This window comes from Falsiroseomonas sp. E2-1-a4 (assembly GCF_051433165.1).
GTDB lineage: Bacteria > Pseudomonadota > Alphaproteobacteria > Acetobacterales > Acetobacteraceae > Falsiroseomonas.
This window is the reverse complement of sequence record NZ_JBHMFS010000004.1, coordinates 147,035-171,287: the sequence shown is the minus strand read 5'-3', so window position 1 is coordinate 171,287 and position 24,253 is coordinate 147,035. Positions and strand designations below refer to the sequence as shown.

Sequence of the window (24,253 nt, the reverse complement as noted above, 5' to 3'; positions counted from 1 at the left end):
ACTCAGGCGAGGCCGACGCGCTTGTTGACGAATTCCAGGCTGTAGGCGCGCGTGTGGTCCAGGCCGGCCGGATACAGGCCGGCATCGCGCATGCCCTCATAGAAGGATTGCCAGCGCGCCGCCGTCATCGCGCCGATACCGAGTTGCAGCGCATCGCCCGATTGCACGATGCCCGCCTCGTTCATCACGCGCACGGCGTAGGCAATCTTGGCGTCGTCCATCTCCGGATTGTCGCGCTTGATGGCGGCATTCGCCGCGCCGACATCCTCGCCCTTCATGTAGGCGGTCCAGCCCTCGATCGTCGCGTTGACGAAGCGCTGCACCAAGTCCTTCTTTTCCGTCACCATGCGGCGGGAGACGTCGATGGTGGTCTGGTAGTTCTGGTATCCGGCATCGGCGATCAGGAACACACGCGGCGTGGCGCCGGCCTGCTGCGCGGCGAAGGGCTCGGAGCTGATGAACCCCTGCTGGATCGCCGTGCGGTCCGCCATGAAGGGGCCGACATTGAAGGTGTAGGGCCGGATCTGCTCATCCGTGAAGCCGAATCGCGCCTTGAGGAAGGGCCAGTAGGTGACACGGCCGGAGGCGCCGATCAGGATCGGGCGGCCCTTCATGTCCTCGAAGGCATTGATGCCGTTGCCCGCATGGGTCATCAGCACCTGCGGGTCCTTCTGCATGATGGCGCCGATGGTCAGGAAGGGCAGGTTCTCCCGCGCATAGTTCAGCGCCTGAAAGCCGTTGGACATGATGAAGTCCACCCGGCCGGCGAGCAGAAGCTGGGACGGGTTCTGCTGCGGTCCGCCCATGCGTATTTCGCACTCGATCCCGTGGCGGCGATAGATGCCGGCGGCGACCGCCTGGTAGTACCCGCCATGTTCCGCCTGGGCGCGCCAGTTGGTCTGGAAGGACACCCGGTCCAGGCTCTGCGCCAGGGGCACCCGGGCGCCAGGCACCGCGGCCAGTGCCAGGCCGACGCCGCCAGCCAGCAGGCTGCGCCGTTCGATTCGATATCGCGTCCGCATCCGCAGATCCCTCCCTCTCTCACCGGCAGCCCCGGCGAAGCCGTAACCGTATCAGGTGCGGGGCCACGCCGCTGCAAGGGACAGCAAGGCCCATGCCAGCACCGCCCCCGCCTCTCGGCCGCCGGCCGGGCCCAGGCCCGCCTCAGGCGGAAGCATTTGCAAGTTTTTTGGGCAAAAAGGATTGGGTTTCTCGCGCCACGGCCGCAGATCGGGGCCATCCCCCGCCCTGGCGCCGTGGCATCGGGTTTGCCTAGACTGCCGCGTGACCCAACCCCTCCCCCATCTGGTGCTCGACCGGCTGACCAAGCGCTATGGCGCGCAGGCGGCGGTCGATGGCGTTTCGCTTTCCGTCGCGCGCGGCGAATGCATCGCGCTGCTCGGCCCCTCCGGCTGCGGCAAGACCACCACGCTGCGGCTGGTGGCCGGCTTCATCCTGCCGGATGAGGGCCACATCCTGCTGAATGGCACGGCGATCGAGCGTGCGCCGCCGCATCGGCGCCAGATCGGCATGGTGTTCCAGAACTACGCGCTGTTCCCGCACCTCACCGCCGCCGGAAATGTCGCCTTCGGGCTGGAAATGCGCGACGTGAACCGCGCCGAGCGCGACCGGCGGGTGACGGAGGCGCTGGCCATGGTGGGCCTGGCGCATCTGGCGGATCGCTACCCCGCGCGCATGTCCGGCGGCCAGCAGCAGCGTGTGGCTCTGGCCCGCGCGCTGGTGATCCGCCCCGACCTGCTGCTGCTGGACGAGCCACTGTCCAACCTCGATGCCGGCCTGCGCGTGGAGATGCGGGAGGAGATCGCGCGGCTGCGCGATGCCGCCGGCATCACCACCCTGTTCGTGACGCATGACCAGGAGGAAGCCCTGGCGCTGGCCGACCGCGTGGCGGTGATGGATCGCGGCCGCATCGTCGAATGCGCCGCGCCGGCGGAGCTCACGGAACGTCCGCGCCATGTCTTCACCGCGGGCTTCCTCGGCGCCCGCAGCGTCATCCCAGGCCGGGCGGAGGGCGGCCTGTTCCACGCCGAAGGCCTGGCCGTGCCCTTGCCGCCGGATGCCCCTGACCGCCCCAGCCACCTGGTGCTGCGCGCCGCGCGCCTGCTGCTGCTGCCCGCCGCCAGCGCCACGCCGCATCTGGCCCTGCCCGCGGTGGTGGAGGCGGCGACGCGGCTGGATGACAGCATCCATTACGAGGTCTCGGTCGGCCCGCACCGCCTGCGCGTGCACCGCCCGAGCGCCGAGCCGGGCTACCCGCCGGGCGCCGCCATCACCCTGGCCGCGCCGCCCGAGGCGATCGCCTGGATCGAAGACTTCACCGCCACGACCGGAGCCCTGCCATGACCTTCTCCCCTACTCGCCGTGGCCTGCTGGCCGCCGCGGCCCTGGCCGCCCCCGCCATCTGGGGCCGCGACGCCGTCGCCCAGATCCGTCGCGGCGAGGAGCTGACGGTCGGCATCTGGGGCGGCGCGCAGGAACGCATCACGCGGCAGTATTGCGCGCAGCCGCTGGAGCGGCAGCATGGGGTGAAGATCAACTACATCCTCGGCGGCACCCCGGAACGCCGGGCGCGGGCCTATGCCGAGCGGGGCCGCCCCTCCTTCGACCTGCTCTATCTCAACATCTTCGAAAGCCGCCAGGCGGTGCGGGACGGCGTCACCATGGCGCCCAGCGCCAATGTGCCGAACTTCGAGAACCTCTATCCGCTGGCGCGCATCGGCGGCTATGGCGTGGCCTTCAACCCCGTCACCATCGTCTATGACCGCCGCATGGTCGCGGCGCCGATGACGTCCTGGAAGGATTTCTGGCGCGAGGACCTGAAGGGCAAGGTGATCTGGCCGACCTATCCGGGCGCGCAGGGCACCGCGGGGCTGCTGATGGCGGCCAAAATCTGGGGCGGCTCCGAGAACGACATCGACCCGGCCTTCCGCAAGATCGCGGAGCTGAAGCCCTTCGCCGCGATTCAGGGCAGCCAGGACCAGCTCTATGGCATGTTCGACCAGCAGGTCGGCGCGGCATCGGTGGAGTTCGGCAGCTTCACCCGCACCTATGCGGAAACCCGCAACCCGAACATCGTCATCGCGGAGCCGGAGGAAGGCCAGGCGGTCGCCGCCAACTTCGCCTGCATCCCGACCGGCACTCGCAACCAAGCCCTGGCCGAGGCCTTCGTCAACCTGCATCTCGGCCTGGAATGCCAGCAGGCCTATGCGGAGCAGACCTACTACAGCCCCACCATCCGCAACATCACCCTGCCGCCGGAGCTCGCCGCCAAGCTGATCATGGGCGAGGACGCGGTGGCGAAGCTGATCGACTTCGACTGGGATGTGGTGATTCGCAACCAGGCCCGCTGGTCCAGCCGCTTCACCCGCGAGATCGCCGGCTGAACGCATAGGGTGCGCGTCTGATGCAGGACTCACCTCGCGCGGGCTGGCTGGCCGCGCCCTATGTGCTGTGGCTGCTGGCCGCCTTCGCGGCGCCGCTGGGGGCTGTCGCGCTGCTCTCCGTGCAGGAAAGCGGCGAGATCTTCGCGCCGATCTCGCTGCTGCCTTCCGCCGCGCAGTACCAGGAGATTCTGGGCGACGCGTTCTTCCTGCGGCTGCTGCTGAATACCGCGCTGCTCGGCCTGGTGGTGGCCGCAGCCTCCGCCGTGCTGGCCTATCCGCTGGCGCTGTGGCTGACGCGGCTTTCGCCGCGCGCCAAGCCTTTCGGATTTGCCATCATCCTGGTGCCGCTGCTGACCAATGTGGTGGTGCGATCGCTCGGCATCATTCTGCTGCTGGCGCCACGCGGCGTGGTCTCCAATGCCGCGCAGGCGCTGGGCTTTCCGCCGCTGAACCTGCTGTTCGGCTGGTTCGCCGTGGGGCTTTCGCTGGTGCAGGTGTTCCTGCCCTTCATGGTGCTGGCGCTATACGATGTGCTGGATGGGCAGGAGAAGCGGCTGGAGGAAGCCGCCGCCGGGCTCGGCGCTGGGCCGGCGCGGCGCTTCTGGCGGGTGATCTTCCCGCTGTCGCTGCCCGGGCTGCGCGGCGGGCTGACGCTGGTCTTTCTGATGGCCTCCACGGCTTACGTCTCCGCCACGCTGGTCGGTGGGCGCAAGGTGCAGGTCACCGGCATGGTGGTGCTGCGGGAGGGGATGGAGATCCTGAACTACCCGCTGGCCTCCGCACTCGCGATGCTCATGCTGGCGACCTCGATCCTCGTCACCTTCGCCTTCGCCCGCATCATTGGTGGCATGACCCCCTGGGTGCATGCCCGCCCGCCACGTCGCTGGCCAAGCCTGCCGCCAGCGCTGCGGCGGGGCGTGGTGATGGTGGCGGAAGCGGTGGCGCCCTTCGTCTCCCGCGTCCTGCTGCTGTCGGCCATCGCCATCCTGCTATTCCCGCTGCTGCTGGTGGCAGTCGCGTCGGTGAATGACAGCCCGCAGGCGACCGTCGCGCAATTCGTCGGCTTCACCTGGAAATGGTACGCCGCGGTGCTGCAGAATGAACGCTACCTGTCGGACGCCTGGACCAGCCTGCAGATCGCGCTGTGCTGCGTCGTTATCTCCCTCGCTTTGGCGTTGCCCGCCGCCTTCGCCCTGGTGCGCGCCGGCTTCACGGGGAAGGAAGCGGTGGGCGCCTTCCTGATGCTGCCGCTGGCGCTGCCCGGCATCGCCATCGGGCTCGGCATGCTGCGGCTGCTGCAATGGTTCAACCAAATTCCGCCCTTCCTTGGCGTGCTGGCGGTGCATGTGGTGCTGGTCACGCCCTTCATGCTGGCGCTGCTGCGCGCTTCCGTCGCGCAGCTCGACCGGGGGCTGGAGGAAGCCGCCGGCGGGCTGGGGGCGACGCCCGCGCGGGTGTTCCGCCGCGTGATCCTGCCGCAGCTGGCGCCGGGCATCGCCGTATCCTGCGTCATCGGCTTCCTGCTGTCCTTCGGCGAGGTCACCGTCACCGCCTTCCTCACCACGGCGCGGCTGCAGACCCTGCCGGTGCGGATTTATGCCGAGGCGACCTTCAGCCTGGAGAACACGGTGAACGCCATCTCCACCATCTTCATCCTGGTGACGGTGGGGCTGCTGGTGCTGGTGAACCGGCTGATGCCGCTGGACCGGGTGTGGAAGCGGTAGGCTACGGGACGCGCGGGCCATAGCGCGTGGCGCCGAGCCGCAGGCTGATTTCCTCGGCCGCATTTCGCAACGCGGCCAGCATCGCCTCGCCCGGCGGGTCCGGCACGAATTGCACTGACCCGACAATGCCGATCGAGCCCACCAGTACATCCCCCGCCGCGAAAAGCGGCGCGGCCAGCGCATTCACGCCGAGCAGCGCCTCGGATGGTGCGGTGTCCCACATCCGCTCCCGCACCACCTCCAGACGCGCCCGCAGCCGGGCGGGGTCGGTCAGGGAATGCGGGGTCAGCGCCTCCATCTTGCCGGCCAGCGCGCGGGCCTCGGCCGCCGGCGGGCCGAAGGCGAGCATGATGCGGCCCTGGGCGGAACAATGCGCCGGCGGGCGGTTGCCGGGCTGGACGGAGATTTGCACCGTGTTCGGCGCCTCCAGCGCATGCACCACCATCGGGTCGCCGCCGGTCGGCACGGCAAGCAGCACGGATTGCCCCACCGCATCGCGCAGCCGGTGCATGGCGGGTTCTGCCACGCGCTTCAGGTCGAACTGCTCCCCCGCCGCCTGGCCGATCTGGAACATGCGCCAGGTCAGGTGGTAGCGCTCCGTCGCTTCCTCCTGCGCCACCAGTCCGGCCAGGCGCAGCGTGACCAGGTGGCGATGCACGCGGCCCTTCGGCTCCGTCAGCCGGCGCGCGAGGTCCGAGACCCGCAGCGGGCCGCCGGCCAGCGCCATTGCCTCCAGCACCCGCACGGCCATCAGCACGGAGCGGACGGCGGTGGTGCCTTCCTCAGTCCCATCCTCCCCGGATGACGCTTTTCTTTGGCTTGTCATTCTGGCCAGCCTGCGGCCCAAGGGGGGGCGCTGTCCATCCCAACAGGAGTCGTCATGGCCGGAACGCCCACCTATGCCACCCCGCCGGGCTTTCTCGGCGTCACGCGGCGGGACCCGGACGCGGCGATCGGCATCGCCGGCATCCCGATGGATATCGGCACCACCAACCGCGCCGGCACCCGCGACGGGCCCCGGGCGATCCGGGCCGCGTCACGCATGCTGGTGGATGGCGCGCATCCGGGAAGCTGGGTGGACCCGGCGGCGCTGCCATTGGCCGATATCGGCGATTTCGAACTTGCCCTGGGCGACATCCCCGGCAGCCTGGCGCGGATCGAGCAGCAGGCGGCCGCGGTCGACCATCTCGTGGCGCTCGGCGGCGAGCATGGCGTGACGCTGCCGCTGCTGCGCGCGCTGCGGAAGAAGCTGGGCGCGCCGCTCGGCCTGCTGGTCTTCGACGCGCATGTGGATACCTGGGCCGATAATTTCGGCCAGGCCTATGCCCATGGCTCGGTCTTCTACCACGCGATCAATGAGGGCCTGGTGGACCCGAAACGGATGATCCAGCTCGGCATCCGGTCCCCGGTGCAGCGGGAGGTCTGGGAATGGACCCTGGCGCAGGGCGTCACCGTGGTGACCGCGCAGGATTTTCATGAGGCCGGTCCCGCGAAGGTGGCGTCGCAGGTGCGCCAAGTGCTGGGCAGCGCGCCCGCCTACCTGTCCTTCGACATCGATGCGCTGGACCCCGCTTCTGCCCCTGGCACCGGCACGCCGGAGATCGGCGGGCTGGCGACCTGGCAGGCACAGGCGGTGCTGCGGCGGCTGGGTGGGACGGATTTCCGCGGCATGGATGTGGTGGAGGTGGCGCCGGCCTACGACCACGCCGAGATCACCGCCCTGGCCGCCGCCAGCATGGTCTGGGAATACCTCTGCCGCGGCTGAAACCCTTCCGGCCAATCAACCCGATCGCAGGCAGTCCCCCGCGACGATTCTGCAAGGTCCCGAAAAAACCTCTTGCACTTCGTGGGAAAGGCCGCTATTTATCCGGCCGTGGCGACGCCCTGTGGGCCCGCCTCGAAGACCCGACGCCATCGCACGTGCCGCGAGCCCCCGCCTATCCGGGGCACAGCAACGACGGGACGCGTCCTTTGTTCAGCCGGCCCGCTTGGGCCGGAAGGTTCGAGGGAACCGCCTGTGTCGCCTGATCGCCGCCGCGCGAAGCCGGGAATCTCCCCGCGACTTTCCGCGTGACCGCGCCCGAAGCGCCGCATTCCGCCCGTCCAGGCCCGAGGGTCTGAGGCGCCGGCCTGCGACGCTTCCGCCGCCCGCGTCCCGTTCCCCACCGCAAGGTGGCGGGCGTGCCGTGCGCAGCGAGGGTTCCTCCCTTGTGGGGGCGCGCGCCGATCCGGCCCCGGTTCCCTCCTTCCCGCCGCCGCGCCCCCTCACGGGATGAAGCGCGGCGGCGGGCCAAATTGCCCGCGCTGCCGCGCAAACCCCAGGCCCCAGGGAGCCCGCCATGACCGTCCTCCGCTTCCGCGGCGCCACCGCACCGCTCCGCCGCTCCGCCGCCCCTGCCCTGCCCGCCCATGTGGCCGGCGTGGTCGAGGCGCTGCGGCCGGAGGACCCCCTGCACTGCCTGCGGCCGGCCACCATCAGCGCGGCGGGCGCGACCTTCCAGGCGGCCTTCCCGGGCACCACCATGTACGCCGTGAAGTGCAACCCGGACCCGACGGTGCTACGCGCCCTCTGGGCCGGTGGCCTGCGCCACTTCGACTGCGCCTCCGCCGGCGAAGTGCGCCTGGTCCGCAGCCTGTTCCCGAATGCGGTGATCCACTTCATGCACCCGGTGAAGGCGCGCGGCGCGATCCGCGAGGCCTATGCGACGCACGGCGTGCGCGACTTCGTGCTGGATTCCGAAGCGGAACTGGCCAAGATCCTGGACGAAACCGGTGGCGAGGGCCTGAACCTCATCATCCGCCTCGGCCTGCCGAAGGGCAGCGCGGTCTATGACCTTTCCGGGAAATTCGGCGCGGAGCCGGCGGAAGCGGTGGCGCTACTGCGTGCGGCACGCCCACATGCCGGCAAGCTCGGAGTGTCCTTCCATGTCGGCTCGCAATGCCTGGAGTCTGCCGCCTATGCCCGCGCCATCGCGCTCGCCGCTGCCGTGATCCGGGAGGCCGGCGTGGCGGTGGAGGTGCTGGATGTCGGCGGCGGCTTCCCGGTGGCCTATCCGGATGTCGTCCCGCCGCCGCTGTCCGCCTTCATGGACAGCATCGCCGCCGCCTTCGCCGAAGCGGCGCTGCCGGGGGTGGAGCTGTGGGCGGAGCCGGGCCGCGCACTGGTGGCGGGCGGTGCCTCCATCGTCGTGCAGGTACAGGCGCGGCGGGACGGCATGCTGTTCATCAATGACGGCGTCTATGGCGCGCTGTCGGATGCCGGCGTGCCAGGCTTCCGCTTCCCGGTGAAGCTGATCCGCCCCGGTTCCGCCAGCACGGCGGAGACGGTGCCCTTCAGCTTCTTCGGCCCGACCTGCGACACCGCGGACCGCATGGAAGGCCCCTTCCTGCTGCCCGGCGATGTGGCAGAAGGCGACTGGATCGAGATCGGCCAGCTCGGCGCCTATGGCGCCTGCCTGCGCACCGCCTTCAACGGCATGGACCGCGCCGGCGTGGTAGAGGTGGCGGATCTGCCGCTGCTCGAAACGCCGGGTTATGTGCAGGCCGTGCAAGCGGCTTGAAGATCAGGAGTCCGTGCAAGCGGCCTGAAGACCGGGAGGCGGTGCAAACCGCCTCCACCCAACAAACCTGAATGGAGTGCCTGGACGATGAAGCACGCAGAATTCTCCGGCCGCCTTGTCATGCTGGGCTTCGGCTCCATCGGCCAGGGCGTCCTGCCGCTGATCCTGCGGCATATCGACATCCCGGCCGAGCGCATCACCATCGTCACCGCGGAGACCCGCGGCGAGGACGTGGCGGCCGAATACGGCATCCGCTTCATCCTGCAGGCGGCGACGCGCGAGAATTTTGCCGACCTGCTCTCGCCGCTGCTGGCGCCGGGCGATTTCCTGCTGAACCTGTCGGTGGATGTGTCCTCGGTTGAGCTTATGAAGCTCTGCCAGAAGCTGGACGTGCTGTACCTGGACACCGTGGTGGAGCCCTGGGCCGGTGGCTATACCGACACGTCGCTGACGCCGTCGCAGCGGTCCAACTACGCGTTGCGCGAAGCGGCGATCGCGCTGCGCCCGGATTTCGTCGGCGGCCCCACCAGCATCACCGCGCATGGCGCGAACCCCGGCCTGGTCAGTCATTTCGTCAAGCAGGCACTGCTGAACATCGCCCGCGACACCGGCGCGCCCATCGCCACGCCGCCGCCGGCCAGCGACCGCACCGCCTGGGCCCGGATTGCCAGCGACCTCGGCGTGAAGGTGATCCACATCGCCGAGCGTGACACCCAGGTGGCCGACCGCCCGAAGAAGCCGGGGGAGTTCGTCAACACCTGGTCCGTCGATGGCTTCGTCGGCGAAGGCTGCCAGCCGGCCGAGCTCGGCTGGGGAAGCCATGAGAAGGCGTTGCCGCCGGATGGCCACCGCCACGGCTTCGGCTGCGACGCCGCGATCTATCTGATGCGCCCCGGTGCCTCCACCCGGGTCCGCACCTGGACGCCGCTGGAAGGCCCGATGCATGGCTTCCTCATCACCCACAATGAAAGCATCTCGCTGGCGGATTACTACACGCTGCGCGATGACACCGGCGCGGTCACCTACCGCCCGACCGCGCATTACGCCTACCACCCCTGCGACGATGCGGTGCTGTCGGTGCATGAACTCGCCGGCAAGAACTGGGAGATGCAGCCGGAAAAGCGGCTGATGACGGATGAGATCAGCCACGGCATGGACGAGCTCGGCGTGCTGCTGATGGGCCATGCCAAGGGCGCCTATTGGTTCGGCTCCCGCCTCACCATCGGCGAGGCCCGCCGCGCCGCGCCGCACAACAATGCCACCTCGCTGCAGGTGACGGCCGCGGTGCTGGCCGGGGTGATCTGGGCCATGGAGAACCCGCGCCAGGGCCTGGTCGAGTCGGATGAGATCGACCACGCGAGGGTGCTGGAAATCTGCGCGCCCTATCTCGGCGACATGGTTGGCGAATATGCCGGTTGGACGCCGCTGGAAGGCCGCGGCGTGCTGTTTCCGGAGGATGTGGACAGCGACGACCCCTGGCAATTCCACAACTTCCGCGTGACCTGACTAGGCCCAGCACACGTATCGGCGGCATAGTCGCGTCCGATATGGGGATGCACGGGATGAATCGATATCTTCTGGCAGGCGCCGCCTTTCTGGTCATGGGCGCCATCGAGGCGCGGGCGCAGATACTGCGCATCGGCATGGCGGCGGAGCCGACCTCCGCCGATCCGCAACAATACGCGGCCGCGCCCAACTCCACCCTGCACAACCATGTCTTCGAATCCCTCGTCGCGCTGGATGCGCGGCTGAAGGCGGGGCCATCGCTCGCCACCGCCTGGTCCCGCCGCGACGACACCACCTGGGTGTTCGACCTGCGCGAGGGGGTGAAATTCCACAACGGCCAGAATTTCACCGCGGCCGATGTGGTGTTTTCCTTCTGCCGCATCCTGAACAACGAAGGTGAGCTGGCCAGCTCCTTTTCCTCCATCGTCCGCCGCCTGGAACGGGTGGAGGCGGAGGGGCCGCACCGCATTGTCATCGGCACGCGCCAGCCGGAACCGCTGCTGCCGGCGGATCTGTCCACCCTGCGGATCATCCCGGCCGGCCTGGTGCCAGCGCGCCCCATCGCCTTCAGCCTGGCGGATCAGTGCGGCGGCCGCGGCCAACCCTGGCCGACGCTGGCGCAGTTCAATGACGGCTCCGCCGCCATCGGCACCGGCCCCTTCCGCCTGCGCCATTTCGGCCGCAGCGGCGTGACGGAGCTGGTGCGACATGACGGCTACTGGGGCGCCAGGCCGCACTGGGCCGAAGTGCGGCTGCAACCGGTGACGGCGGCCGGTCCGCGGCTGGCCGGGCTGCTGGCCGGTGACCATGATGTGGTGGAGGCGCCCGCCACCGGCGACATTCCCCGCCTGCGGAACAATGCCGCGATCGGCTTGGCCGTCGCGCCGACCACGCGGCTGATCTTCCTGCAACTCGACCAGCGCAACCCGGCGCCCTTCGTCAATGGCGGCGGCGCGCCTAATCCGTTGCAGGATGTGCGGGTTCGCCAGGCGCTGTCGCTCGCCATCGACCGCAACGCCATCGCCAGCCGGGTGATGGATGGCCTAGCCCTGCCCGCCGCGCAATTCCTGCCGGAGGGGATGTTCGGCACGATCCCCGGCCTGCCCGTGCTGCCCTACGACCCGGCCCGCGCCCGCGCCCTGCTGGCGGAGGCGGGCTACGCGAACGGCTTCAGCCTGACCCTGCACGCCACCAACAACCGCTACGTGAATGATGCCCGCGTGATCCAGGCCGTCGGCCAGTATTTCGCCCGCATCGGCGTGCGGGCGGAGGTGGATGCCATGCCGTCGAACGTCTTCTTCGGCCGCCGCGCCCGCCGCGAATTCTCGGTGCCGATGGGCGGCTGGGCGGCAAGCGCGGAGGAGACGCTGCTGTTCTTCCGCACATGGATGGCGAGCACGGATCGGGAGCGCGGCGTCGGCGGCAGCAACTACGGCAACTGGTCCCACGCCGCCTTCGATGCCGCGGCGCTGACCGCGTTGATTACCATGGGCGAGCCGGAGCGGGAGCAGTTGTTGCGCGAGGCCAGCCGGATCGGCCTGCAGGAAATGCCGATCCTGCCGCTGCATTTCGAAAGCGCCGTCTGGGCCTTCCGCCGCGGCCTGGCCTATGCCGGGCGGATGGACCAGCAGACCCTGGCGCAGGAGATTCGCCCGCAATGAGCCCACCCCTGTCTCCCCTGGCGCTCGCCTTCGCGCAGCCCGGCCGCAGCGCCATCCCCTGGGCGGATGCGGCCTGCGACCTGGCGCGGCCGCTGACCCTGCATGGCTACCGCCCGGCCAGCCACCGGCCAGAGAATCCCGTGGTCATCGTGCAGCACGGCATGCAGCGGAATGGCGACGACTACCGTGATTTCTGGATCCCGGCGGCGGACAAACACGGGCTGCTGATCGTCGCCCCGACCTATGGCAAGCAGGCCTGGCCGGAAGCCGAGCACTACAACAACGGCCTGGTGATGGACGATCTCGGCCAGCCGCGCCCAGCGGAAAGCTGGGGCTATGCCATCCCGCAGCGGGTGTTTCAGGCGCTGCGCCAGGCCGGCGTCACCACGCGGGACAAGGCGCATCTGTTCGGCCATTCGGCCGGTGGGCAGTTCGGTCACCGGCTGCTCTCCACCCAGCCGCATGACTGGCTGGAAGCGGCGACCATCGGCAACCCGGGCTGGTACACGCTGTCGACGCTGGATCGGGCCTTCCCCGAGGGGCTGGGTGGCATCGGGCTCGGTGAGGACGCGCTGCTGGCGCTGCTGGCCTTCCCCATGACCATCCTGGCCGGCGACCAGGATACCGAGACGGACGGCCCCTCCCTCCCCTCCCAGCCGGCCGCGCTGGCCCAGGGGCCGCACCGCTTCGCCCGGGCGCACAACTACCTGAAACAGGGCCAGGCGGAGGCGGCGCGGCGTGGCGTGGCCTGCAACTGGAAGCTCGTGCCCGTGGCCGGCGTGGGGCATGACGGGCGCGCCATGTCCGCCATCTGCGCAGCGCTGTGGTTCGAGGATCGGCTGATCTCAGCGGCGGAGGCAGGGGTCTCGGCGGAACGCGTCGCCTGAGCCTAGGCGGAGCGCGTCACCCACGCTGAATTGACGTCAGGCGGGTCAGCTTGTCATATCATATGATGACCGTGACCCACCGGACCAAGCTGCCATGATGCGGCGCGACATCGGCATGGCGCCGCTGCGCCCCGCCGCCAATCTCACCGGCGCGCTGGTGCATCGCCTGGCCGAGGAAATCCGCTCCGGCCGCCTCGCCCCCGGCGCCCGCCTGCCGACCGAGCAGGATCTGATGCGGGAGGCCGGCGTCAGCCGCACCGTGGTGCGGGAAGCGGTGGCGGCGCTGCGGGCGGAGGGGCTGGTGGTAACCCGCCAGGGCGTCGGCGCCTTCGTCACCGAACGCCCCGGCGAGGGCATCTTCCGGTTGACGCCCAGCGAGGCCGAGGGGCTGCAACAGGTGATCCAGGTGCTGGAACTGCGCCTGGCGCTGGAGGTGGAGGCCGCCGGGCTTGCCGCCGAACGCCGCAGCCCGGCGGCGCTCGCCTTGATCAGTGAGGCGGAGGCGATCTTCGACGCTGCCGTGGCCGCCGGCGGCGATGCGGCGGAGGCCGATTTCGCGCTGCACCGCGCCATCTTCATGGCCACCGGCAACCCACACTTCCTGCGCTTCCTGGAGGTGCTAGGCCGCCACGCCATCCCCCGCCGCGCGCTCGGCCTGGTGGAGCGCAGCGAGGCGGAGCGGAAGCAGTATCTGGCGCAGGTGCGTGGCGAACACCGGGTGGTGGCGGAGGCCATCGCGGCCAGCGACCCCGAAGCCGCCCGCGCCGCCATGCGCCGGCACCTGGAGGCGGCACGCGAGCGCTACCGCCGGCTGGCGGCACAGGTGGCGGCGTAGCGGGCGCATGGAAGGCAAAAAGGCCCGCGCCCCCAGCGGGGGAGAAGGGATCGGCTAACGCCGCCAGGGGCGCTCACGCCACAGCGCCCGATGTGTCGCGTCCACCTGCGTCAGGAAGGCGACGTAATCGGCCGGGTTCAGGTAGCGCAGCGGCTGGAAGGCGCGCTCGCTGCTGGCGCGGAAGGCGGGGTTGGCCAGCACCTTGTCCAGCGCCGCGGAAATCCGCGCCACCACCTCCGCCGGCATCCCCTTCGGCCCACCCAGCCCGCGCAGCGACCCGCCGTGGATATCGTAGCCAGCTTCCTTGAAGGTCGGCACATCGGTCGCCATCGGGTGCCGCGCATCGGACATCACGCCGAGCGTCCGCCAGGGCTGGCGCCGCGCGAAGGTCAGGCTCTCGCCGAGATTGGCGGTGGCGACCTGGATCTCCCGCGTCATCAGCGCCTGCGCGCCGGGCGCCGTGCCGGCATAGGCCACCGGCTCGAACCGCACGCCCGCCGCCTGTTCCAGCAGCATGACGCTGATGCTGCCGGCCGAGCCCGGCCCCTGGTCCGCGACGGTGATCCGGCCGGGCTCGCGCTGCGCCGCCGCGACCAGGTCGGCGATGCTGCGAATCTGGCTGTCCGGGTGCACGGATCGTCGCCGGGTCATCCACCACGCCGGCGATGAAGGTGAAGCTGTCCATCGACCAGCGCGGCGTGCGCTCGATGGGGATGGTGACGATGCCGGGCGTGTTGATGATGCCGAGCGTGTAGCCATCCGGCCGCGCATCGGCCAGCGCCGTCAGCCCGATCTCGCCGCCCGCACCGCCGCGATTCTGCACCACCACGGGCTGGCCCAGCTCCACCTCCAGGAACTGCGCCATGACGCGGGCGGAGACGTCCGTGCCGCCGCCGGCGGCGAAGGGCACGATGATGGAGAGCGGCCGCTCGGGCCAGGCGGCATGGGCCGGGCGCGTGGCGGCCAGCAGGCCTGCCCCAAGGGCAAGGCGGCGGGTGAGGATCATGGAATGTCCCTGTCTCGGCGGTTCAGCCGCGCCAGCTTTCCTTGCGCCGCGTCCCGCTCTGCCGGCGGGTGCGTTGGGCGCCAGGTCTGGATACCAGTTGCATTTCGTTTTGCCCACAGTATTGGCGGGCCGCGGGCTGGCGCCGGGCGGCGCGCGGTGCATTCTGGCGGCAAGAACCGCGGCGGCGCCGCGCTTGCACAGCTAACGGGACCGGGACCGCACGCATGGACAATCCGCTGATCCGCCTGGCCGCACATGCCGCAAGCTGGCGCGACCGGCCCTTGCCGGAGGAGGTGGCGCATCATGCCCGCCGCGCGCTGATCGACTGGTTCGCCGCCCTGCTGCCGGGCTGCGCGCAGCCGCCGGCCAGCCTGATGGCCCGCGTGCTGGCGGACCAGCGCGGCAGCGGCCGCGCCATCTGCTATATCGATGGCCAGCCGGGCGGGCTGCGCCATGCGGCGCTGCTGAACGCCACCGCCAGCCACACGGTGGAATTCGACGACATCTACCGCGATGCCGGCTACCACCCCGGCTGCCCGACCATCCCCGCCGCGCTGGCCGCCGCCCAGGTGCATGGCGGCGACATGGACCTGCTGCTGCGCGCCATCACCGCGGGCTATGAGGTGGGCTGCCGCATCGGCCTGGCGGTGCAGCCGAGCCATTACCGCTACTGGCACACCACCGGCACCGTCGGCACCTTCGGCGCGGCCGCGGCCGTGGGCGTGGTGCTCGGGCTGGACGAGACGCGCATGGCCCATGCGCTGGCCACCGCCGCCACCATGGCCGGTGGCCTGCAACAGGCCTTCCGGGGCGAGGGCATGAGTAAGCCGCTGCACCCCGGCCATGCGGCGGAGGCAGGCGCGCTGGCCGCAATTGCCGCTTCCGCGGGCGTCACCGGCGCGCTCGATGTGCTGCACGGCCCGGTCGGCTTCGCAGTCGCCACCAGCGAGGATGCGGGGAAGTGGGACAAGGCCCTGGCCAGCCTCGATGAGCACATCGCCATCACCAGCATGACCTTCAAGAATCACGGCTGCTGCGGGCATATCTTCGCGGGGCTGGATGGGCTGGCGGCGCTGCAGGCGCAGCACGGTTTTGGGGCGGAGGATGTCGCCGCCATCCATCTCGGCGGCTATTCCGCCACCAAGGATGTGTGTGACCGGCCGGAGGTGGCGACGGAGCAGCAGGCGCGCTTCTCCGCGCAATACTGCCTCGGCGCGCTGCTGGTGCTGGGCGGCGTGCGGATCGCGGCCTTCACACCGGAAAGCCTGGCCGATCCGCGCATCCGCGCGGTGATGCCGAAGGTGACGGTCAGCCTCGACCCCGCGCTCGCCGCCGATTACCCCGCCCGGCGCGCGGCCAATCTGGAAGTGCGGCTGACGGATGGCCGTGTGCTGCGGCACCACCAGCCGACCCGCAAGGGCGACCCGGACGCGCCGCTGACCGATGCGGAGCTGGCGGCGAAGTTTTTCGAATTGGCCGAGCCGGTCATCGGCACGGCGGCCGCCGCCAGACTGCTCACGCTGCTGCGGGACGGCGCTGAACTGCCCGGGCCGCTGTAGAACACCCAAAACACGATTCTAGATCGTTGATACTTGTATAACTCGTAGAATTTTGTTTAAACCCGGATCTGGCGTGAAATGCCGGCCGGGAACCCCATCATGTCGAAGCTGTCTCGTCGTCCCTTTCTCACCTTTGCGGCCGGGCTGCTCGCCGCCCCCCGGCTGGCCCGCGCCAGCACATGGCCCGAACGGACCATTCGGATGGTCGTGCCAGTCGCGCCCGGCGGCAGCCAGGATATCGTGGCACGCCTGTCCGCCCGCGGCCTGACGGAGTTGCTGGGGCAGCCGGTGGTGGTGGAAAACCAGCCCGGCGGCGGCTCCAACATCGGCTATGCCGCCGTGGCCCGCGCGGCCCCGGATGGCTACACGCTGCTCGCGGGCGCCGATACGCTCTCCATCACCGGGTCGCTGACGCCGCGGCTGAGCTTCGACCCGCTCGGTTTCGCGGCCATCCATCGCACCGTGCGGGTGCCGCAGATCCTGGTGGTGCGGGCCGACCACCCGGCGAGGAATTTCGCGGAATGGCTGGCCAGCGGCCGGGCCCAGCCATCGGCGGTCGGCACCCCCGGCCATGGCACCCTGGCGCATCTGCTGGTTGAGCAGCTCGCCCGCGCGGCGAACACCACCTGGACCCATGTGCCCTATCGCGGCGGCTCCGTCGCGCTGACCGACCTGATGGCGGGGCAGTTGCAGGGCGTCATCATCAATATCGGCGCGGTGACGGACCATGTCCGTGCCGGACGCCTGCGCGGCCTGCTGGTCAGCCCGGAGGCGCGCACCGCCGCGCTGCCGGATGTGCCGACCCTGCGTGAGCTCGGCCTTGCGGAATTCTCCGCCGTCGGCTGGCATGGCCTGGTCGCACCGCCCGGCACCAACCCCGCCATCATCGCCCGGGTGAACGCGGCCAGCCGGGAGGTGGCGATGCGCCCGGATGTGGCTGAGCGCCTTGCCTCGCTCGGCGTGGAGCCGACGGATGAGGCGCCGGAGGTGCTGCAGGCCGCGATTGCCGACGATGCGGCGCGTTACGCCGAAATCATCCGCCGCTTCGGACTCAGCGCCGCTTAATCACGAACAGAATGCGTGGTATGAGTCGTTTCGTCCGCGACGGCGGTTCGTGCGAGCCACGTACGCCGGGCCACCAGCCGCCGCATCACGGCGCGGCGCGCCTCCGGTGAAAGCTGGGTCCAGGCCGCGATCTCATCGAGACTGCGGCCGCAGCCGCGGCACAGCCCGCTGCGTGCATCGATCTCGCAGCGTTGCGTGCAGGGGCTTTCGATCATCGCGCCGCGGCCCGCCCGGCGCGCAGCCCCAGCGCGAAGGACTGCGCCAGGCCGTTGCCCGGCACATAGCCCGCGGCGCCCCGGCCCGAAATGCCGCAGGCCACGCCGCCGGCGGCGAACAGGCGCGGAATGGCGCTGCCATCGGCGCGCAGCACCCGTGCATTCGCATCCACCCGCACGCCGCCCTGGGTATGGGCGAGCGCGCCGGTGACCTCCGCCGCGTGGAAGGGCGCCCGCGGCGGCCCGTCCCAGCGGCGGCGCCCGAACCGATCCGGCGCCGCGAAGGTTTCGGCCAGCGCCGCCTCCGGCAGGCCGAAGCGCGCAGCGAGTTCGGACAGGTCCGCGCAACGCACCACGGCGCCAAGCTCCACCGCGCGCCGGAACGGCCCGCCGGCCAGCGCCGCCTGCTGCGCCGCCTCCCCCCACACCTCCACCGCCACGCCGCCGGGCTGCGCCAGCAGATGCGCGGTGAGTTCGGAGGGGCCGATATCCTCCGCCACGAAGCGCTGCCCCAGCCGGTTCACCAGCACCGCCCCCAGCGCCGGCAGCGAGGCCCCGAAGCGCGGCCGCACGCCGCCCACCAGATGCGGCGAGACATGCGGCTGACCCTGGTAGCTGCCCATGCAGAGCAATTCCGCCCCGAGCGCCGCCGCCCAGGCGATGCCCGCGCCATCGGCGTGGCTGCCGCCGACATGCACCGCCCGCGCCGCCTCCGGGCAGTAGCGGGCCACCAACCCCGGCGCGCCGCCAAAGCCGCCAGTCGCGAGCACCACGGCGCCGCCATCCATCCCACCCGCGCTGGTCGCCACGCCCTCCGGCCGCAGCGCCGTCACCGTCACGCCGTCGCGGAAGGTGATGCGCGGCTGCCTCGCCACCGCCTGGCGCAGCAGCGCCTGCAACTCCGCGCCGCTTTCCGCCGGCGTCGCATGCAGCCGCATGGCGCAATGGCCGGGCCAGCGAGAAGTGGTGTGCAGATGGATCGGCAGGCCGGCGACATCGGCGAGGAAGGCCACCGCCTCCGCCGCGCCCTGCGTCACTGTGGCGAGCAGCACCGGGTCCACCTCCGCGCCGCTTTTCGCCCGCACATCGGCGGCGAAGGTTTCAGGCGAGTCGGCCTCTCCGGCGGCGTCCTGCCAGCGCGTGCCGGCGGCGGAGATCAGGCCGCCGGAGACGGACAACGTGCTCGGCACCGCCGCATCACGTTCCAGCAGCGCGACGCGCGCGCCCGCATCGGCCGCCGCCAGCGCCGCCATCATCCCCGCCGCGCCGGCGCCGGCCACCACCACATCGAAGCGCTTCATGCGGCTGGTATGGCCCGCGGCGCCCATCCTGCCAATCCGGCTGCCTGGCGGCGCGACAGGCCTCGTCATATGCGGCCGCAGGGTCCATCTCAGGCGCCACGACAGGAGCCTGACCCATGCGCGCCGTTGCCTATACCAAGAGCCTGCCCTCCAGCGATCCCGAATCCCTGCAGGACTTCACCCTGCCCGACCCGGCCCCGCCCACCGGCCGCGACCTGCTGGTGGAGGTGCGCGCCATTTCCGTGAACCCGGTGGACGCCAAGGTGCGGATGCGCGCCGACCCGGGCGGCACGCCCAAGATGCTGGGCTATGACGCGGCCGGCGTGGTGCGCGCGGTGGGGCCGGAGGCGACCCTGTTCAGCCCCGGTGACGAAGTCTTCTATGCCGGCGACATCACCCGCCCCGGCACCAATGCCGCGCTGCATCTGGTGGATGAGCGCATTGTCGGCCCGAAGCCCAAAAACCTCTCCTTCGCCGAGGCCGCCGCCGTGCCGCTGACCGCCATCACGGCCTGGGAGGCGCTGTTCGACCGCCTGCGCATTCCGCGCGACACGGCGCAGCGGGAGGAGGCCGTGCTGATCATCGGCGGCGCCGGCGGCGTGGGTTCCATCGCTGTGCAGCTTGCCCGCCAGTTGACGGGGCTCCGCGTGGTCGCCACCGCCAGCCGGCCGGAGACGATGGACTGGGCACGCCAGATGGGCGCGCATGACGTGCTGGACCATTCGGGCGACCTGGTGGCGCAGGTCAAGGCGCTGGGCGTGCCGGTCTCCGCCATATTCGTCACCACACATACCGAGACGCATTGGCCCGCGATCTGCGAGATCATCGCGCCGCAGGGCGCCATCTGCCTGATCGACGACCCGAAATCCGCGCCCGATATCCGCATGCTGAAGACCAAGGCGGCGTCGGTGCATTGGGAGCTGATGTTCGCCCGTCCGATGCACAAGACGCCAGACATGCAGGCGCAGCACGAGTTGCTGGTGGAGGTCAGCCGCATGCTGGATGCCGGCACGCTGCGCACCACGCTGGCCGAGCACTTTGGGCCGATCACCGCCGCCAATCTGCGCCGCGCCCATGCCGCGATCGAGAGCACCACCTCCCGCGGCAAGATCGTGCTGGAGGGGTTTGCCGAGGCCTGATCAGCCGTGCAGATGGCAGGCGACGCCGCCCTGGTTCTCGCCGGATGCCAGCGTCCAGCCAGGCATCACCTGGCTGCATTGCGGCATGGCGTGGACGCAGCGCGGGTGGAACGGGCAGCCGGGCGGCGGGTTCGCGGCGGAGGGGATCTCGCCGATGATCCGCGGCAGCACGCCGCGCCGCGACGGGTCCGGGATCGGCGAGGCGTCGCGCAGCATCTGCGCATAGGGGTGCAGCGGGTTGGCCAGCACGCGGCCCGCTGGGCCCTCCTCCACGATGCGGCCGAGATACATGACCGCCACGCGGTCGCAGAACCAGCGCACCACGGACAGATCGTGGCTGACAAACAGGAAGGACAGGCCGCGGCGCTTGCGCAGGTCCTGCATCAGCAGCAGCACCTGCGCCTGCACCGAGACATCGAGCGCGGAGACCGGTTCATCCGCCACGATCAGCTCCGGCTCCACCGTCAGCGCGCGGGCGATGCCGATGCGCTGGCGCTGGCCGCCGCTGAATTCATGCGGGAAGCGATCCAGCGCGGCGGGCGGCAGGCCCACTTCCTCGAGCAAGGCACCGGCGCGGCGGCGGGCTTCCTGGCCCTCCGCCAGGCCATGCACATGCATCGGCTCCATCAGCGCAGCGCCGATGGATTGCCGCGGGTCGAGTGAGGAATAGGGGTCCTGGAACACGATCTGCATGCGCCGGCGCAGCGCCTTCAGCGCGGCGCCCTTGGCGGTGAGGACATTCTCCCCCTTCCAGGTGACGGTGCCGGCATCCGGCTCGATCAGTCGCAGCAGGGCGCGGGCGGCGGTGGATTTGCCGCAGCCGGATTCACCGACCAGACCGAAGGCCTCGCCGGCATGGATGGTGAAGGAGATGTCCTCCACGGCGCGCACGCGGATGGTGCGCGGCTTGGGGAAACCCTTCTTGGCGACGAAGTGTTTGCGCAGGCCTTCAACGACCAGAACGGGTGAGGTCATTCGTTCCTCAGCTTCGGGTCGGTGGCGTCGCGCAGCCCGTCGCCCACCATGTTCAGCCCCAGTACCAGGAACAGGATGGCAAGCCCCGGGAACACCGCGAGCCAGGGCGCATCCAGGATGTTCTCGAACCCGTCCCGCGTCATGCCACCCCAGGTCGCCGTCGGCGGCTTCACGCCGAGGCCGATGAAGGACAGGGACGCCTCCACGCGCACCGCGGTGGCCAGCCACAGCGTGCCCATCACCATCACCTCGGACATGATGTTGGGCAGGATGTGTCGGAACAGCACACGGCTGTGGCTGAAGCCGAGCGCACGGCCCGCTTCCACGAAGGCGCGTTCCTTCAGCGCCATGGTCGGCGCGCGGGCGACGCGAGCGAAAGGCGCGATGGCGGTGAGTGCGATGGCGACCACCAGGTTGACCAGCTCCGGCCCCAGCAGCGCCACCACGATCAGCCCGAGGATCAGCGAGGGGAAGGACAGCAGCACATCCATCACCTGCATCACGAACAGGTCGAACTTGCCGCCGATATAGCCGGAGATCAGGCCGATGGCGCCGCCGATGATGGCGGCAGCGAAAATGGCGCCGAGCGAGACGGTGAGCGAGATCTGCCCGCCCCACATCAGGCGCGAGAGAATGTCTCGCCCAAACTGGTCCGTGCCAAGCCAGAACTCGGCCGAGGGCGGCTGCAGGCGGTTGAAGATGTCCTGGTCGGCCGGGTCATAGGGCGCGACCCACGGCGCGAGAATGGCGGACGCCATGATGATCAGGCAGATCACCACGCCCACCGCCGTGGTCGGATTGCTGCGCGCCTTGCCCAGCGCACGCTTCCAGCCGGCGGGTGCGGCAGGCGCCACGAGTTCCTGGGTGGTGCTCATTCCGCCTTCACCCTGGGGTCGATCACGCCATAGAGCAGATCGGTGATGAGGTTCACCACCACGATCAGGAAGCAGTAGATCACCATCAGCCCCTGCAGCATCGTGTAGTCCCGCTGGTTCAGCGCGCCGACGATGATCTTGCCCAAGCCCGGTCTGTTGAAGACGATCTCCGTCAGCACCGAATTGCCGAGCAGGATGCCGACATACAGCCCCACCACGGTGACGATGGGGATGGAGGCATTGCGCAGGCCATGCACCCAGACCACGCGCCGCCACGGCACGCCCTTCGCGCGCGCCGTGCGGATATAGTCCTCGCCCAGTGATTGCAGCATGGCGCTGCGCGTCACCCGCGTGATGTAGGCCGCCATCACCAGGCCGAGCGCCACGGTCGGTAGGACCAGTTTGTGCAGCCGGTCGCCGTAATCGGACAGGTCCGCGCTGCCGATGACGGGAAACCAGCGCCAATGCAGCGAAAACGCCAGCAGCAGGAAGATTCCGGAAACAAACACCGGAAAGGACAGGCCGAGCAGCGACAGCACCCGTGCCGCCACATCCACCACGCCGTTGCGGTGCAACGCCGCCCAGATGCCGACCGGCACGCCGACGACGATGCCGAAGATCATCGAGGCCAGCGTCAGGTCGATGGTGTGCGGCAGCACCGCCGCCACCTCCGCCATGATCGACCGGCCGGTGACCATGGAGACGCCGAAATCACCGACCAGCGCGCTGGTGATGAAGCTGAAATACTGCGCCCACAGCGACCGGTCCAAGCCCAGCCGCGTGCGCAGCGCCGCGATCGCCTCCGGCGTCGCCTGGTCGCCCAGAATCACCAGCGCCGGGTCACCCGGCACGATGCGTACGATGATGAAGACCAGCGTCAGCACCGCGATCAAGGTCGGCACCGCGGCCAGCAGGCGCCGCAGGACGAAGCCGGTCATGCGGCTGCCCTCAGCCGCTTCACCGCAGTCGCGTCGCTTCGGTGATCAGCGGGCCAAGGCTCATCGACCCCTTCAGCTCGTAGCCGTAATCCAGATCCGCGCGGCGGGCGAAGACCAGCAGCGTCTCGATCAGCGGCACGCCGCAGACATTCTGCACCAGGATGCGCTGCGCCTCGGCCCACAAACGCTTCTGCTCCTCCACATCGGTGCTGACGCGCGCCGCGTCGATCTGGCTGTCCGCCTGGTCGCAATGGGAGAAGTTCGTCACCGCCGTCGGCGTGCGAACCCGCGAACGGCCATGGAAGAACTGCGTCAGGTAGATATCCGCCACCGGGAATCGTGCCGCGGCGTAATAGACCATCGGCGACAGATCCTGGCGGATCTGCTGGTGGAAGGTCGCATGTTCCACCACCTGAAGGTCGAGCGTGATGCCGGACCGGCGCAGCTGCTGCTGCACCACCTGCATCATGTTCAGCATTTCGGGCAGCTGCGTGTGGATGGCGCGGATGGTTATGCCGTTCGGATGCCCCGCCTCCGCCAGCAGCGCCCGTGCGCGCGCCGGGTCCGCCGGCAGCAGGCCATTATCGGCGCTGAAGCCGAGATAGCCGCGCGGCACCAGCGACTGGCCTTCACGCGCCACATCCTGGCCACGGAAGCGCACCAGCTCCGCCCGGTTCACCGCATGGGCCATCGCCTGGCGGATGCGGATATCGTTGAAGGGCGGCTGGTTGGTGTTGAGGTTGATGATGGCCAGCTCACCCGGCTCGAACACATCCACCACCGTGTTGGGCACGGCGCGGGTGCGGTTCAGCCAGGTCTGGTCGGCGCGGCCGTAATTCACATCCAGTTCCCGGTTCTGGAAGGCCAGGTCGCGGGAGGCGTCGGAAGGGATGAAGCGGTAGCTGATGCGCCCGATCTGCGGCGCGCCACGGAAGTAGCCCGCATGGGCCACCAGCTCCGCCGACTGGTTCGGCGTCACGCGATCCAGCGCGAAGGGGCCGGTGCCGATGGGGTTCCGCACGAAGGTATCACCCCGCTCCTCCACCGCGCGCTTCGAGACGATGTAGCCGCCCGCATAATTGGTCAGGATGCCGAGCAGGCTCGGGATGTTGTCGCGCAGCACAATGCGGACGGTGTGGCTGTTCACCGCCTCGATGGTCTCGATCGCGCGATAATCGGCGGAGAAGGCGCTGGTCGCGGCAGTACCCGCCTTCTTCAGGGAAAAGACCACGTCATCGGCCGTCAGCTCGCCGAAGTTGCCATGGAACCGCACGCCGCGGCGCAGATGGAAGGTCCAGGTCTTGCCGTCGCTGCTGCTTTCCCAGCGCTCCGCCAGGTCAGGCTCGATCTCGGCCGGGTTGATGGAGCCGGGCTTGAAGCGCACCAGCCCGTTGAACATCCACGCCACCACGACGCGATCGATGGTGGAGACGGCGAAATGCGGGTCCAGCCGCCCGACATCCTGCGCCGCCATGCCGACCCGCAGCGTCTGGCCTTGGGCCATCGCCTGCGTGTTGAGACCGAAGGCCGATGCCACGGCAAGGGCGCTGCCAAGCAGCGCCGCCCGAAATCCCCGCATGAAATTATTCCCCGTTTGCCTTGC

General features: G+C 69.9%; 20 protein-coding genes and 1 pseudogene. 12 read left to right on the top strand and 9 right to left on the bottom strand.

The annotated features are described in order from the left end of the window. Positions 1 to 2: 2 nt before the first annotated feature. Entirely contained in the window at positions 3 to 1,022 is a 1,020-nt protein-coding gene (locus ACFHNC_RS06335; RefSeq protein WP_437168376.1) for an ABC transporter substrate-binding protein, read from the bottom strand. Between the two features lie 262 nt (positions 1,023 to 1,284). On the opposite strand from ACFHNC_RS06335, the gene ACFHNC_RS06330 reads away from it, so the two are divergent. From ACFHNC_RS06330 to ACFHNC_RS06320, 3 genes are read left to right on the top strand one after another with little or no spacing between them, the layout of a single operon-like run. After that, on the top strand, positions 1,285 to 2,364 hold the full coding sequence (locus tag ACFHNC_RS06330; RefSeq protein ID WP_437168375.1) for an ABC transporter ATP-binding protein: 1,080 nt from the start codon (positions 1,285 to 1,287) through the stop codon (positions 2,362 to 2,364). Then, positions 2,361 to 3,404: an extracellular solute-binding protein gene (locus ACFHNC_RS06325; RefSeq protein ID WP_437168374.1), complete on the top strand. Its 1,044-nt coding sequence runs from the start codon at positions 2,361 to 2,363 to the stop codon at positions 3,402 to 3,404. Before ACFHNC_RS06330 ends, ACFHNC_RS06325 begins: the two co-directional genes overlap by 4 nt. A gap of 20 nt (positions 3,405 to 3,424) precedes the next feature. Continuing rightward, on the top strand, positions 3,425 to 5,128 hold the full coding sequence (locus tag ACFHNC_RS06320; RefSeq protein WP_437168373.1) for an ABC transporter permease subunit: 1,704 nt from the start codon (positions 3,425 to 3,427) through the stop codon (positions 5,126 to 5,128). 1 nt (position 5,129) lies between these two features. Here the strand turns inward: ACFHNC_RS06320 and ACFHNC_RS06315 are convergent, their stop codons facing one another. After that, on the bottom strand, positions 5,130 to 5,954 hold the full coding sequence (locus ACFHNC_RS06315; protein WP_437168372.1) for an IclR family transcriptional regulator: 825 nt from the start codon (positions 5,952 to 5,954) through the stop codon (positions 5,130 to 5,132). Positions 5,955 to 6,008: 54 nt separating this feature from the next. Here ACFHNC_RS06315 and speB point away from each other — a divergent pair, with 54 nt between their 5' ends. The 6 genes from speB to ACFHNC_RS06285 all read left to right on the top strand — a co-directional run bounded on the left by speB (position 6,009) and on the right by ACFHNC_RS06285 (position 13,577). Then, a complete protein-coding gene (speB, locus tag ACFHNC_RS06310; RefSeq protein ID WP_437168371.1) occupies positions 6,009 to 6,893 on the top strand; it encodes an agmatinase in 885 nt (294 codons plus the stop codon). Positions 6,894 to 7,467: 574 nt separating this feature from the next. Then, positions 7,468 to 8,688 carry a type III PLP-dependent enzyme gene (locus tag ACFHNC_RS06305; protein ID WP_437168370.1) on the top strand — a complete coding sequence of 407 codons (1,221 nt, stop codon included), beginning with the start codon at positions 7,468 to 7,470 and terminating at the stop codon, positions 8,686 to 8,688. An 87-nt stretch (positions 8,689 to 8,775) separates the two neighbouring features. After that, positions 8,776 to 10,194: a homospermidine synthase gene (locus ACFHNC_RS06300; protein WP_437168369.1), complete on the top strand. Its 1,419-nt coding sequence runs from the start codon at positions 8,776 to 8,778 to the stop codon at positions 10,192 to 10,194. A 56-nt stretch (positions 10,195 to 10,250) separates the two neighbouring features. Then, entirely contained in the window at positions 10,251 to 11,855 is a 1,605-nt protein-coding gene (locus ACFHNC_RS06295; RefSeq protein WP_437168368.1) for an ABC transporter substrate-binding protein, read from the top strand. After that, positions 11,852 to 12,742 (top strand): alpha/beta hydrolase, encoded by an 891-nt coding sequence (locus ACFHNC_RS06290; protein ID WP_437168367.1) that lies wholly within the window; start codon positions 11,852 to 11,854, stop codon positions 12,740 to 12,742. Before ACFHNC_RS06295 ends, ACFHNC_RS06290 begins: the two co-directional genes overlap by 4 nt. 94 nt (positions 12,743 to 12,836) lie before the next feature. Then, complete coding sequence (locus ACFHNC_RS06285) at positions 12,837 to 13,577, top strand: FadR/GntR family transcriptional regulator (RefSeq protein WP_437168366.1); 741 nt, start codon at positions 12,837 to 12,839, stop codon at positions 13,575 to 13,577. A gap of 54 nt (positions 13,578 to 13,631) precedes the next feature. On the opposite strand, the pseudogene ACFHNC_RS06280 reads toward ACFHNC_RS06285, so the two are convergent. Beyond that, positions 13,632 to 14,442 (bottom strand): annotated as a pseudogene (locus tag ACFHNC_RS06280) (tripartite tricarboxylate transporter substrate binding protein). 365 nt (positions 14,443 to 14,807) lie between these two features. Here ACFHNC_RS06280 and ACFHNC_RS06275 point away from each other — a divergent pair. Together ACFHNC_RS06275 and ACFHNC_RS06270 are read left to right on the top strand one after the other, a co-directional pair. Then, positions 14,808 to 16,142 carry an MmgE/PrpD family protein gene (locus ACFHNC_RS06275; RefSeq protein ID WP_437168365.1) on the top strand — a complete coding sequence of 445 codons (1,335 nt, stop codon included), beginning with the start codon at positions 14,808 to 14,810 and terminating at the stop codon, positions 16,140 to 16,142. Between the two features lie 99 nt (positions 16,143 to 16,241). Continuing rightward, a complete protein-coding gene (locus tag ACFHNC_RS06270; protein WP_437168364.1) occupies positions 16,242 to 17,207 on the top strand; it encodes a Bug family tripartite tricarboxylate transporter substrate binding protein in 966 nt (321 codons plus the stop codon). Here the strand turns inward: ACFHNC_RS06270 and ACFHNC_RS06265 are convergent. Beyond that, the gene (locus ACFHNC_RS06265) at positions 17,204 to 17,422 is read right to left on the bottom strand and encodes a DUF1289 domain-containing protein (RefSeq protein WP_437168363.1); all 219 of its coding nucleotides are present in this window, start codon (positions 17,420 to 17,422) and stop codon (positions 17,204 to 17,206) included. The two genes, ACFHNC_RS06270 and ACFHNC_RS06265, sit on opposite strands and share 4 nt — an antisense overlap. Then, positions 17,419 to 18,750, bottom strand: a complete 1,332-nt coding sequence (locus ACFHNC_RS06260; RefSeq protein WP_437168362.1) for an FAD-dependent oxidoreductase — start codon at positions 18,748 to 18,750, stop codon at positions 17,419 to 17,421. Before ACFHNC_RS06260 ends, ACFHNC_RS06265 begins: the two co-directional genes overlap by 4 nt. An 89-nt stretch (positions 18,751 to 18,839) precedes the next feature. Between ACFHNC_RS06260 and ACFHNC_RS06255 the strand changes: the two genes are divergently transcribed. Next, positions 18,840 to 19,862 carry a zinc-binding alcohol dehydrogenase family protein gene (locus ACFHNC_RS06255; protein WP_437168361.1) on the top strand — a complete coding sequence of 341 codons (1,023 nt, stop codon included), beginning with the start codon at positions 18,840 to 18,842 and terminating at the stop codon, positions 19,860 to 19,862. Here the strand turns inward: ACFHNC_RS06255 and ACFHNC_RS06250 are convergent, their stop codons facing one another. The 4 genes from ACFHNC_RS06250 to ACFHNC_RS06235 are packed head-to-tail and all read right to left on the bottom strand — an operon-like array spanning position 19,863 to position 24,229. Next, positions 19,863 to 20,837: an ABC transporter ATP-binding protein gene (locus tag ACFHNC_RS06250; RefSeq protein ID WP_437168360.1), complete on the bottom strand. Its 975-nt coding sequence runs from the start codon at positions 20,835 to 20,837 to the stop codon at positions 19,863 to 19,865. Further along, positions 20,834 to 21,712, bottom strand: a complete 879-nt coding sequence (locus tag ACFHNC_RS06245) for an ABC transporter permease (protein ID WP_437168359.1) — start codon at positions 21,710 to 21,712, stop codon at positions 20,834 to 20,836. Before ACFHNC_RS06245 ends, ACFHNC_RS06250 begins: the two co-directional genes overlap by 4 nt. Continuing rightward, positions 21,709 to 22,650 (bottom strand): ABC transporter permease, encoded by a 942-nt coding sequence (locus tag ACFHNC_RS06240; protein ID WP_437168358.1) that lies wholly within the window; start codon positions 22,648 to 22,650, stop codon positions 21,709 to 21,711. Before ACFHNC_RS06240 ends, ACFHNC_RS06245 begins: the two co-directional genes overlap by 4 nt. A gap of 19 nt (positions 22,651 to 22,669) precedes the next feature. Beyond that, positions 22,670 to 24,229, bottom strand: coding sequence for an ABC transporter substrate-binding protein (locus tag ACFHNC_RS06235; RefSeq protein WP_437168357.1), 1,560 nt, complete (start codon positions 24,227 to 24,229; stop codon positions 22,670 to 22,672). Between the last annotated feature and the right edge of the window lie 24 nt (positions 24,230 to 24,253).

Coding starts and splice junctions, on each gene's coding strand:
- ACFHNC_RS06295 (WP_437168368.1), top strand. CDS start 10,251: ATGAATCGATATCTTCTGGCAGGCGCCGCCTTTCTGGTCATGGGCGCC.
- ACFHNC_RS06235 (WP_437168357.1), bottom strand. CDS start 24,229: ATGCGGGGATTTCGGGCGGCGCTGCTTGGCAGCGCCCTTGCCGTGGCA.
- ACFHNC_RS06255 (WP_437168361.1), top strand. CDS start 18,840: ATGCGCGCCGTTGCCTATACCAAGAGCCTGCCCTCCAGCGATCCCGAA.
- ACFHNC_RS06250 (WP_437168360.1), bottom strand. CDS start 20,837: ATGACCTCACCCGTTCTGGTCGTTGAAGGCCTGCGCAAACACTTCGTC.
- ACFHNC_RS06270 (WP_437168364.1), top strand. CDS start 16,242: ATGTCGAAGCTGTCTCGTCGTCCCTTTCTCACCTTTGCGGCCGGGCTG.
- ACFHNC_RS06290 (WP_437168367.1), top strand. CDS start 11,852: ATGAGCCCACCCCTGTCTCCCCTGGCGCTCGCCTTCGCGCAGCCCGGC.
- ACFHNC_RS06320 (WP_437168373.1), top strand. CDS start 3,425: ATGCAGGACTCACCTCGCGCGGGCTGGCTGGCCGCGCCCTATGTGCTG.
- ACFHNC_RS06335 (WP_437168376.1), bottom strand. CDS start 1,022: ATGCGGACGCGATATCGAATCGAACGGCGCAGCCTGCTGGCTGGCGGC.
- ACFHNC_RS06305 (WP_437168370.1), top strand. CDS start 7,468: ATGACCGTCCTCCGCTTCCGCGGCGCCACCGCACCGCTCCGCCGCTCC.
- speB (WP_437168371.1), top strand. CDS start 6,009: ATGGCCGGAACGCCCACCTATGCCACCCCGCCGGGCTTTCTCGGCGTC.
- ACFHNC_RS06300 (WP_437168369.1), top strand. CDS start 8,776: ATGAAGCACGCAGAATTCTCCGGCCGCCTTGTCATGCTGGGCTTCGGC.
- ACFHNC_RS06315 (WP_437168372.1), bottom strand. CDS start 5,954: ATGACAAGCCAAAGAAAAGCGTCATCCGGGGAGGATGGGACTGAGGAA.
- ACFHNC_RS06260 (WP_437168362.1), bottom strand. CDS start 18,750: ATGGGCGCCGCGGGCCATACCAGCCGCATGAAGCGCTTCGATGTGGTG.
- ACFHNC_RS06285 (WP_437168366.1), top strand. CDS start 12,837: ATGATGCGGCGCGACATCGGCATGGCGCCGCTGCGCCCCGCCGCCAAT.
- ACFHNC_RS06245 (WP_437168359.1), bottom strand. CDS start 21,712: ATGAGCACCACCCAGGAACTCGTGGCGCCTGCCGCACCCGCCGGCTGG.
- ACFHNC_RS06325 (WP_437168374.1), top strand. CDS start 2,361: ATGACCTTCTCCCCTACTCGCCGTGGCCTGCTGGCCGCCGCGGCCCTG.
- ACFHNC_RS06275 (WP_437168365.1), top strand. CDS start 14,808: ATGGACAATCCGCTGATCCGCCTGGCCGCACATGCCGCAAGCTGGCGC.
- ACFHNC_RS06240 (WP_437168358.1), bottom strand. CDS start 22,650: ATGACCGGCTTCGTCCTGCGGCGCCTGCTGGCCGCGGTGCCGACCTTG.
- ACFHNC_RS06265 (WP_437168363.1), bottom strand. CDS start 17,422: ATGATCGAAAGCCCCTGCACGCAACGCTGCGAGATCGATGCACGCAGC.